Below are 12008 nucleotides of genomic sequence, written 5' to 3'. Positions count from 1 at the left end.
GTGAACGACCTGGACCACTCCCGGGGGGAGACGTACACCAGCATGACGAGCGACGAGAAGGTTCTCGACACCCTCAAACGGCTGACCTCGGACCTGCGCCGGACCCGGCAGCGACTGCGGGAGGTCGAGGAGGCCAGCGGTGAGCCGATCGCGATTGTGGGCATGGCCTGCCGCTTTCCCGGCGGCGTGACGTCGCCCGAGGAGCTGTGGCGGGTGGTCACGGAGGGGCAGGACGTCATCTCCCCGTTCCCGACCGATCGCGGCTGGGACCCGGACCTGTACGACCCGGACCCGGCCCGGCGCGGCAGCGTCTCCGTACGCGAGGGCGGGTTCCTCCACGACGCCGCCTCCTTCGACCCGGGGTTCTTCGGGATGAGCGCCCGTGAGGCGCTGGCCACCGATCCGCAGCAGCGGCTGCTCCTGGAGACGTGCTGGGAGGCGGTCGAGCGGGCCGGCATCGACCTGGCGGCCCTGCGCGGCTCCCGTACCGGGGTGTTCGCCGGTGTCATCTACCAGGACTACGCGGCCCGGCTCCGGCATCCGCCGGGCGAGTTCGAGGGCTATCTCGGCAACGGCAGTACGGGCAGCGTGGCCTCCGGTCGGGTGGCGTACGCGCTCGGTCTGCGGGGACCGGCGATCAGTCTCGACACGGCCTGTTCGTCGTCGCTGGTCGCCGTGCACCAGGCGGCGCGGGCGCTGCGTGCGGGTGACTGCGCGCTGGCCCTGGCGGGTGGGGTGACGGTGATGGCCTCGCCGATGGCGCTGGTCGAGTTCAGCCGGCAGCGGGGGCTGGCGGGCGACGCGCGCTGCAAGGCGTTCGCGGCCGAGGCCGACGGCACCGCCCTGGGCGAGGGGGTGGGGATGCTCCTGCTTGAGCGGCTGTCGGACGCGCGGCGGGCCGGGCGTCGCGTCCTGGCGGTGGTCCGGAGCAGCGCCGTCAACCAGGACGGCGCGAGCAGCGGGCTCACCGCGCCGAGTGGGCCGGCGCAGCAGCGGGTGATCCGGCAGGCGCTGGCGGGGGCCGGCCTGGCCGCGTCGGATGTGGACGCCGTCGAGGCGCACGGCACGGGCACCACGCTCGGCGACCCGATCGAGGCCCAGGCCCTGCTCGCCACCTACGGCCAGGACCGGCCCGCCGACCGGCCGCTGTGGCTGGGCTCGGTGAAGTCCAACATCGGCCACGCGCAGGCCGCCGCCGGGGTGGCCGGGCTGATCAAGATGGTGCTCGCGCTGCGGCACGGCGTCCTGCCCCGCACGCTGCACGTCGACGCGCCGAACCCGCATGTGGACTGGTCCGCCGGTGCCGTGCGGCTGCTGACCGAGCAGCGGCCGTGGCCGGACACGGGGCGCCCGCGCCGCGCGGGGGTCTCCTCGTTCGGGGTCAGCGGCACCAACGCGCACGTCGTCCTGGAGCACTCCCCGGAGTCGCACCGGGCGGACACCGGTGCCGATGTGCGGGCCCCGCTCGCGCCGCTGGCGGGTGGCGTGCCGTGGGTGGTCTCCGGGCGTGGCGCCGGGGCGCTGCGGGCCCAGGCCGATCGGCTGGCCGCGTACCTGGCGGAGCGCCCCGAGTTGTCCGCCGTCGAGGTGGGCGCGGCGTTGGCCCGTGCCCGCTCGGTCTTCGACCACCGGGCCGTGGTGTGGGGCGCTGACCGCGACGCGCTGCTGGCGGGGGTGCGGGCGCTCGCGGCGGACCGGGACGCGCCGGGCGTGACGCACGGGTGTGTACGTACCGCCGCGCGCGCCGTGTTCGTGCTGGCCCCGCCGGAGCGGCTGGACTGGGCGGACCGGCTGGCTGACGCCTCGCCCGCGTTCGCCCGTCGCCTCGCCGAGTGTGACGAGGCGCTGAGTGGCTTCGCTGACTGGTCGGTACGGGACGTGCTGCGCGGCGCCCAACCCACGCCCGACGCGGACCCTGGCCGGTCCGCGCCCACGGCGGATGGCGTGGCCGCCGACCGGGCGGCGCGGTGGGCGGTCGTGGTCGCGCTGGCCGGGCTGTGGGAGGAGTACGGCGTACGGCCCGCCGCAGTGATCGGGGTGGGCGCCGCCGCGGTCGCCGGGGCGTGTGTGGCGGGTGCACTGTCGTTGAAGGAGGGGGCCCGCGCGGTGACCTCCACGGTCGTGGCGCCGGTCGATCCGGCCGGGGCGCGCGTGCCGTTCCACGTGGCGCCTGACGACCCGGCCGCCGCCGTGCGGGAGGTGCTCGGGCGCGGCCACACGCTGTTCGTGGAGGTGGGCGAGGGCGCCACGGTCGCCCCGGCCATCGCGTCGGTCGCCGCCGTGACCGGCCACGAGGTCCACGTGATCGCCTCGCCGGCCGGTGGCGTCAGTGGCGCCGACGGGCTGCCCGCCGCGCTGGCCGCACTGCACGCCCACCACCTGACGGTGGACTGGTCGGCGGCGTTCCCGAGTGGGGCGCCCACGGTGGAGCTGCCCACCTACGCCTTCCGCCGCCGTCGCTACTGGCTGGACGACGGTCCGAGGGTGGCCGACGTGACGGCGGCCGGGCTGACCCCGGCCGACCATCCGCTGCTCGACGCCACGGTGGAGCTGCCCGACGAGGGCGGGTCGTTGTATACCGGGCGGCTGTCCGCGCGCTCCCACCCGTGGCTCGCCGACCACCGCGTCCTCGGCCGGGTGTTGTTGCCCGGTACGGCCGTGGTCGAGCTGGCGTGCTGGGCGGGGGCGCGGGCCGGGTGCGGGCACCTCGCGGAGCTGACGCTGATCGCTCCGCTGGAGCTGCCCGGCCCGGACGCCGGCCCCGACGCGGGCAGCGCCCTGCGCCTGTGGGTGAGCGCCCCGGACGCCACCGGGCGGCGCGGGGTCGAGCTGTCCGCCCGCTCGGCGACCGAGCCACACGGCCGGTGGACCCAGCACGCCAGGGGAACGTTGGCTCCCGTCCCCGATCCCGGCCCCGGCTCCGGCCCCGGCTCCGGCTCCGGCTCCGATGGCGTCGCCGCGGTGGCCGATCCGGCCCACTGGCCGCCACACGGGGCCGAGCCGGTGGCACTTGACGACTTCGCGGAGCGTTCGGCGCGGCTGGGCATCGGTGCCGGCCCGGCCTTCGACGGTTTGCGGGCCGTGTGGCGGCGGGGTGACGAGGTGTTCGCCGAGGCGTCCTCGCCGGCCGCCCTCCAGGCCCAGGCCGGGCGGTTCGGGGTGCACCCGGCGCTGCTGGACGCCGCGCTGCGGGCCGTGATCGCCGCGTCGCCGGACGGTGCCCCGGAGCTGCTCGTCCCGTACGCGTGGCACGGCGTGACGGTCACCGCCGCCGGGGCGGAGACCCTGCGCGTGTCGATCACGCCCGAGGGCCCGCACGCCGTGCGGGTGACGGCCACCGACGCCGCCGGGGCCCCGGTCCTGTCCGTCACGCGGCTGGAGTCCCGGCCGTTGCGAGTGCCGGTGTCCGCCGCATCGGGTTCGCTCTCGCGTACGGAGTGGGTTCCGGCCCCCCGCACTGATCGCGGGCCCGGCCCGCTGGCGGTGCTCGGCGGTACGGACGCGCTGCCGCTGGCCGTCGACGCGTCCTATCCGGACCTCGCGGCGCTGGTCGCGGCGGTGGCCGCGGGCGCGCCACCGCCCGGGGCCGTCCTGTGGCCGGTGCCCGTGCCGGGAGGTACGTCCGCGACGCCACCGGAAGCGGTGCGCGCCGCGACCGGTGAGCTGCTGGTCCTGGTGCGGGCCTGGCTGGCCGAGCCCCGGCTCGCCGACGCACGGCTGGTCGCTGTCCTCGCGGAGCCCACCGGGGTCGGGGAGCCGGGCCGCCGGCTGGTGGGCGCGGCCGTGCAGGGGCTGCTGCGCAGCGCCCGTTCGGAACACCCGCGCCGGTTCGGCCTGCTGAACCTGGCCGACGCGACCACCACCGCGCTGGCACCCGCGCTCGCGCTGCTGGACACCGAGCCGGAGGTGACCCTGCGCGACGGCCGGCCGCTGGTGGCCCGGCTGACACCGGTGGCTCCGGCGCCGGGTACCGGGGCGGACCAACCGTCCGACTCCGGGCACGGCACGGTCCTGGTCACGGGGGGCACCGGCACCCTTGGCGGATTGGTCGCCCGACGGCTGGCTGAGCAGGGTGCGCGGCGGCTGCTGTTGGTCAGCCGGAGCGGCGAGCGAGCACCGGGTGCGCTCGAACTGGCCGCTGAACTCGGTGAGTTGGCCACGGAGGTCGTGTTCGCCGCATGTGACGTGGCCGACCGGCGAGCGCTGGCCGCCGTGGTGCGCTCGGTACCCGCCGGGCAGCCGCTGACGGGCGTGGTGCACACGGCCGGAGTCGTCGACGACGGCCTGGTGGCGACGCTGACGCCGGAGCGGATCGCGGCGGTGCTCCGGCCCAAGGTGGACGCCGCCTGGCACCTGCACGAGCTGACAGTCGATCTGGACCTACGGGAGTTCATCGTCTTCTCCTCCGCGTCCGGCGCCTTCGGCCCCGCGGGCCAGGCGGGTTACGCCGCGGCCAACGCCTGCCTGGACGCCCTGGCCCGCCACCGACACACCCAGGGCCTGCCCGCCCTGTCGCTCGCCTGGGGCCTGTGGGCCGAACGCAGCGCGCTGACCGGCGCGTTGTCCGAACGCGAGCTGGAGCGCATGGGCCGGGACGGGGTGCGGCCCCTGGCGACACCGGACGCACTCGACCTCTTCGACGCGGCTCGCGGGATGACCGGAGAGCCGGTGCTGACCCCGCTGCGGCTCGACCCCGACCGGCTACGGGACCGCGCTCAGCGCGGCCACCTCGCTCCGCTCCTGGCCGAACTGGTCACCTCCATCGCCCCTCCCCCGACCACCGAACCGGACGCCCCCGAGACGGCCGCCGCGCCTCCCCCGACACCAGCACCCGCACCCGCTACGGCAGCCGCGCCAGCGACCCCGACCGGCGGCGGTACGCACCCCGCCGAGGAACGGCTACGGGCCATGCCGGAGCCGGAGCGGCTGCGGGCACTCACCGAACTGGTGCTGACCCAGGCCGCGGTGGCGCTCGGCGAGGCACCGGAGGACGGTATCGACCCGGACCTCGGCTTCGTGGACCTGGGCTTCGACTCCCTGGCCAGCCTCGATCTCCAGGCCGCGCTGCACGAGGAGATCGGGGTCGAGCTGCCCAGCACGCTGATCTTCGACTACCCCAACGCCACCGCGCTGGCCGGCTACCTCTGCGCCGAGCTGAGCGGGCGACAGAGCACCGAGGTGGCTCCGGCACTGGCCGAGTTGGACCGCCTGGAGGCGTTCCTCACTCCCTTCGCCGCCGACGACCAGGCGCGGGGTTCGATCACTCACCGGCTGCGCGACCTGCTGTCCCGCTGGGCGGACGAGCCACAGGCCGCCCCGGACAAGCCCGATCTCGCGGCGGCGAGCGACGACGAACTCTTCGCCGCCCTTGACGAGTTGCGCAGCACGGAACGCGGCACTCCCCCGAACCCGAACCCGAACCGGCTTTAGGAGCAGGCGCAAAGTGTCACAGGAAGACAAGTTTCGCGAGCATCTGCGCTGGGCCACGGCCGAACTCACCGAGTCACGGCGTCGGGTGGCCGAGTTGGAGGAAGCCGACCGCGAACCACTCGCCATCATCGGGATGAGCTGCCGGTTCCCCGGCGGCGTCGACACCCCGGAAGAACTGTGGCGACTGGTGTCCACGGGGCAGGACGCCATCGGCGTACCGCCCGCGGAGCGTGGCTGGCACCTGGAGGACTTCTACGATCCGGACGGGACGCGCCCCGGCACCTCGTACGTGTGCGAGGGCGGCTTTCTGGAAGGCGCGAGCGGCTTCGACCCGGCGTTCTTCGACATCAGCCCGCGCGAGGCGCTGGCGATGGACCCACAGCAACGGCTGCTCCTGGAGACGGCGTGGGAGGCGTTCGAGCGGGCGGGTATCGTCCCGGCGACGCTGCGCGGCTCCCGGGTGGGCGTCTTCGCCGGGCTGATGTACCACGACTACGCCGCGCGCCTGGGTGACGAGGTGGAGGAGCCCGTCGCCGGGTTCCTCGGCAGCGGCAACGCGGGCAGCGTCGCCTCGGGCCGGATCGCCTACGTGCTCGGCCTGGAAGGGCCGGCGGTGACGCTGGACACGGCGTGCTCGTCATCGCTGGTCGCACTGCACCTGGCGGCCCAGGCCGTACGGCGCGGCGACTGCGCCATGGCGCTGGCGGGCGGGGTCACCGTGATGGCCACGCCGACCACCTTCGTGGAGTTCAGCCGGCAGGGCGGTCTGGCCAGGGACGGCCGCTGCAAGTCGTTCGCGGCCTCGGCCGACGGCACGGCCTGGGGCGAGGGCGCGGGCATGCTGTTGATCGAACGACTCTCCGAGGCCCGCAGCGCGGGGCACCCGGTGCTCGCCGTGCTGCGCGGGTCGTCGGTCAACCAGGACGGCGCGAGCAGTGGTCTCTCCGCGCCCAACGGCCCCGCGCAACAGCGCGTCATCCAGCAGGCGCTGGACGCGGCCGGCCTCTCACCCGACCTGGTCGACGCGGTGGAGGCGCATGGCACCGGCACCACGCTCGGTGACCCGATCGAGGCCCAGGCCCTGCTCGCCACCTACGGCCAGGACCGCCCCGCCGACCGACCCCTGTGGCTGGGCTCGCTCAAGTCCAACATCGGCCACACCCAGGCCGCCGCCGGCGTCGGCGGCGTCATCAAGATGGTCCAAGCCATGCACCACGGCGTACTGCCCCCCACCCTCCACGTCGACCAGCCCACGCCTCACGTCGACTGGGAGTCCGGTGCCGTACGCCTGCTCACCGAGGAGCAGCAGTGGCCCGAGACGGGCCGCCCACGCCGAACCGCCGTATCCTCCTTCGGCATCAGCGGCACCAACGCCCACGTCATCCTGGAACAAGCACCCGCGTTCGCCGCGACACCGGAGCCGGGGCCGGCACCACGCGAGGGGGTTCCCGCAGCGGCTCAGGCCGTGGCCTGGCCGCTGTCCGCCCGATCCGCCAAGGCACTGCGCGCCGCCGCGAGTCGGCTTCGGGCCGCCGTGGACGCCCACCCGGAGTGGACGACGGCCGACGTCGCGCGGTCCCTGACGACGGAACGCTCGATGTTCGAGCACCGTGCCGTCGTCATCGGCACCCACCGCGCGGAACTCCTCACCGGCCTCGACGCGCTGGCCGACGGCCAGGAGCACCCGGGCGTGGTGACGGGGCAGGGAAACCACAGCCGACCCGTCTTTGTCTTCCCCGGTCAGGGCTCGCAGTGGACCGGCATGGCCACCGACCTCCTGCGCACCTCCGAGGTCTTCCGACAGTCCATAGCCGACTGCGAGAACGCCCTCGCCCCGTACGTCGACTGGTCGTTGACGGAGGTGCTGACCAACGGGCAACCCATCGAACGTGTCGACGTCGTCCAACCCGCGCTGTTCGCCGTCATGGTCTCGCTGGCCCGAGTATGGGAATCGTTGGGCGTCCAACCCACCGCCGTCATCGGCCACTCCCAAGGCGAGATCCCCGCAGCGGTCATCGCAGGCGCCCTCACCCTCCAAGACGGCGCCCGCATCACCGCCCTCCGCAGCCAAGCCATCCACACCACCCTCACCGGCCACGGCACCATGGCCTCCCTCACCCTCACACCCGAAGCAACCCAACAACTCCCCGGAGCCTGGGGCCGAGAGCTCCACATCGCCGCGCACAACGGGCCCCACACCACCGTCATCGCCGGCAACACCACCGCCATCGAAGACCTCCTCACACACTGCGAGGAACGGGACATCCACGCCCGACGCATCAACGTCGACTACGCCTCCCACAGCCCCCACGTCGAAACCATCCGCGACCACCTCCTCACACAACTCGCCAACATAAAGCCCACCACGAGCCACATCCCCTTCTACTCCACCACCACAGGCGAAGCCCTCGACACCACCCACCTCACCGCCGACTACTGGTACACCAACCTCCGCCAACCCGTACTCCTCACCCACGCCACCACCACCGCCCTAAACAACGGACACACCACCTTCATCGAAATCAGCCCCCACCCCATCCTCACCACCGCACTCCACGACATCGCCGACGAAGCCGACCAACCCACCAGCGTCACCATCACCGGAACCCTCCGCCGCGACCACGGCACCTGGACCCAACTCCTCACCCACGCCGCCCACCTCCACACCCACAACACACCCATCAACTGGACCATCCACACCTCAGGCCACACCCACCACCACCTCGACCTGCCCACCTACCCCTTCCAACGCCAGCACTACTGGCTCACCACCCCGGAGGCGGTCGGGGACGTGCGGTCGGCTGGGTTGGACGCGGCTGAGCATCCGCTGCTGGGGGGCGTGTTGTCGCTGGCGGGTGGGAGCAGTGACGCGGTGCTCGTCGGCAGGGTGTCGGTGCGGTCGCAGCCGTGGCTGGCCGACCACGCGGTGTGGGGAACGGTGTTGGTGCCCGGTGCGGCGCTGGTGGAGTTGGCCGTCCGGGCGGGTGACCAGGTCGGGTGCGACGTGCTGGAGGAGTTGACGCTCGCGGCGCCGTTGGTCATCCCGGACGGGGAGGCCGTCCGGTTGCAGCTCACCGTCGGGGCTCCGGAGGAGGGTTCCGGGCGGCGGCCGGTGGCGATCCACTCCCGGCCCGACGCGGCCGGGGCCGACTCCGCCTGGAGCTGTCACGCGACCGGTTTCGTCGGTACCGGTGCCAGGCAGCCGGACTGGGATCTGGCGGTGTGGCCGCCAGTGGGCGCGAAGCCGGTGGACCTGGACGGGTTCTACCCGCGACTGGTGGCGAACGGGCTCGGGTACGGGCCGGCGTTCCAGGGCTTGCGTGCCCTGTGGCGGCACGGTGACGCGTGGTTCGCCGAGGTCAGGCTGCCCGATGACCAGTCGGCGGACGGGTTCGGCCTGCACCCGGCGTTGCTGGACGCCGCGCTGCACGGGGCCGTCGACCCCGCCGCTCCGATGCGGCTGCCCTTCTCGTGGACGGGTGTGCGGTTGTACGCGTCCGGGGCGACCGCGCTGCGGGTCAGGCTGGCGGACGACGGGCAGGGCGGCCTCGCGCTCGCGCTGGCCGACGGCGACGGGGTTCCGGTGGCCGAGGTCGCCTCGCTGGTGGGTCGGGCGGTGACCGAGGAGCAGGTGCGGGCGGCGGGCACCGGCGACCGGGACGCCGCACTGTGGGTGGACTGGCTGGAGGTACCCCCGCCGGGAGACGCGTCGGAGTCCGGCGCGCCCTGGGCCCTGGTCGGACCGGACGACCTCGCGCTGGGTGGGCCGGCCGTGGGTTCGCCGCTCGCTGCGTACGCGGACCTGGCCGCGCTGGCGGATTCCGGCGCGGTGCCGGATACGGTGGTGGTGACCTGCGCTGGCGCGGGGCCCGCCGAGGAGGGGCTACCCGACGCCGTGCGGGAGGCGGTCGATCGGGTGCTCGGGCTTGCCCAGGCGTGGCTGGCCGACGCGCGGTTCACGGGCAGGTTGGTGGTGGTGACGCGGGGCGCGGTGGCGGCCGGGGACGGCGAGGCCGTACGGGACCTGGTGCACGCACCGGTGTGGGGGTTGCTGCGGTCGGCGCAGACGGAGAACCCGGACCGGTTCGTCCTGGCCGACCTCGATGAGCACGAGGCGTCGCGGGACGCGTTCGCCGGTGCGCTCGCCTCGGGTGAGCCGCAGTTCGCGTTGCGGGCCGGGCGGCTGTTGGTGCCCCGGCTGGTGCGGGATGACCCCGGGCAGGCGTTGGAGCCGCCGGCGGACGGGGGGCCCTGGCGGCTGGACACGCGGGGCAAGGGCACGCTGGAGAACCTGGCGCTGGTGCCGTACCCGGAGGCCGCCGCGCCACTGGCGCCCGGGCAGGTGCGGATGGCGGTGCGGGCGGCGGGGGTGAACTTCCGGGACGTGCTCCTTGGCCTGGGCATGGTCGATCAGGACGTGATGGGCGGGGAGGCGGCGGGCGTCGTCCTGGAGGTGGGGTCCGACGTCACGGACCTGGCGCCCGGTGACCGGGTGATGGGCATGGTGCCCGGCTCCTTCGGGCCGGTAGCGGTCGTCGACCGGCGGCTGCTCGTACCGTTGCCCCCGGGCTGGACGTACACCGATGGCGCCTCGGTGCCCATCGCGTTCCTCACCGCCTACTACGGCCTGGTGGAGTTGGCCGGGCTGCGGGAGGGCGAGTCCGTCCTGATCCACGCGGCGACCGGCGGCGTGGGGCTGGCCGCCCTGCAGCTCGCGCGCCATCTCGGCGCCGAGGTGTTCACGACGGCGAGCCCGGCCAAGTGGCCGACGTTGCGGGCGTTGGGTGTGCCGGCCGAGCGGATCGCGTCCTCGCGGTCGCTGGACTTCGAGGAGCACACGCGCGCCGCGTCCAACGGGGTGGACGTGGTGCTGAACTCGCTGGCCAACGCGTACGTGGACGCCTCGCTGCGGCTGCTGAACGAGGGTGGCCGGTTCGTGGAGATGGGTAAGACCGACATCCGCGACGCCGCGCGGGTGGCGGCGGACCATCCCGGTAGGTCGTATCTGTGGTTCGACCTGATCGACGCCGGTTACGAGCGGATCGGCCGGATGATGGCGGCGCTGATGCCGCTGTTCGCGGCGGGCACCCTCCGTCCGCTCCCCACCGCCACCTGGGACGTGCGGCGCGGGGTGGAGGCGTTCCGCTTCATGAGTCAGGCCCGGCACATCGGCAAGGTGGTGCTGACCATGCCTCCCGCGCCCGCCGCGACGCGGGACGGGACGGTGGTGATCACGGGCGGTACCGGAGTCCTCGGCAGCCTCGTCGCCCGCCACCTCGTCACCCACCACGGCATACGCCACCTCCTCCTCCTCTCCCGCCGCGGACCTGATGCACCCGGCGCCACCCAACTCCACCACCAACTCACCCAACTCGGCGCCACCCCCACCATCACCACCTGCGACACCAGCAACCCACAACAACTCACCACCGCCCTCGCCACCATCCCACCCCAACACCCCCTCACCGGCATCATCCACACCGCCGGCACCCTCCACGACGCCCTCCTCACCAACCTCACCCCCCACCACACCCACACCACCCTCCAACCCAAAACACACACCGCCTGGCACCTCCACCAACTCACCCAACACACCCACCTCGACTTCTTCATCCTGTTCTCCTCGTCGGCCGCTGTGCTGGGTGGTCCCGGGCAGGGCAACTACGCGGCGGCCAACGCCTTCCTGGACGCGCTCGCGCAGCATCGGCGTGACCGGGGCCTGCCGGGTGTCTCGGTGGCCTGGGGGCTGTGGGAGCGGGAGAGCGGGATGACGGGGCATCTGGACGCGGCCGACCTGTCCCGGCTGCGCCGGGCCGGGACGACTCCGCTCTCCGACGCCGTGGGCCTCGCCCACTTCGACGCGGCGCTCGACGCCGACCGGGCCGCGGTGGTGGCGATGGGGTTCGATCCCGGCGCGGCGCGCGTGGCGCTCGGGGCGCAGCGGGTGCCGCCGCTGCTGCGGCGGTTGGTGGCGGCTCCGGCGCGGCGGGTGGCCGCCGCCGGCGCTGGCCCGTCGGCCGGTGGCGCGCGGGCGCTGGTGGAGCGGTTGACCGCGGTGCCCGAGGCCGAGCGCGGCCGGTTGCTGCTCGGGTTGGTGCGGGAGCAGACGGCGCTGGTGCTGAGTTACGCGTCGAGCGGGGACGTCGGCGCCGACCAGGCGTTCAAGCAGTTGGGCGTGGACTCGTTGACCGCGGTCGAGCTGCGCAACCGGCTGAGCGCGGCCACCGGTCTGCGGCTGCCCGCCACGTTGGTCTTCGACCATCCCACGCCGGCCGCGCTGGCCGGGCAGTTGCGTACGGAGCTGGCCGAGGCGCTGGGTGAGCCGGCCACGGTGGGCGAGGGGGCCGAGGCCGGCGAGGTGGACGACGCGGAGATCCGTCGGCTGTTGGCCACGGTCGCCCCGGACCGGCTCCGCGCGGCCGGGTTGCTCGGCGCCCTGTTGGAACTGGCCGAGCCCGCGCCACGGGTCGACGGATCGGCGGCCGGCGCGGACCCGGGTGATCTGGAGTCGATCGACGCGATGGACGCGGACGACCTGATCGGCCTGGCCTTCGGCAGTACCGACCTCTGATCGCGTT

General features: G+C 74.2%; 1 protein-coding gene and 1 pseudogene. Both read left to right on the top strand.

Features of this window, described 5'->3' with window-relative positions:
• On the top strand, positions 1–5430 hold the full coding sequence (locus H7H31_RS31120; protein ID WP_187064803.1) for a type I polyketide synthase: 5430 nt from the start codon (positions 1–3) through the stop codon (positions 5428–5430).
• Between the two features lie 58 nt (positions 5431–5488).
• Positions 5489–12001 (top strand): annotated as a pseudogene (locus H7H31_RS31115) (type I polyketide synthase); the annotation flags it as partial.
• Between the last annotated feature and the right edge of the window lie 7 nt (positions 12002–12008).

This window comes from Streptomyces buecherae (genome assembly GCF_014295035.1).
Classification (GTDB): Bacteria; Actinomycetota; Actinomycetes; order Streptomycetales; family Streptomycetaceae; genus Streptomyces; species Streptomyces youssoufiensis.
The sequence above is the reverse complement of the archived record's forward strand: the minus strand, read 5'-3'. Positions and strand labels throughout refer to the sequence as shown.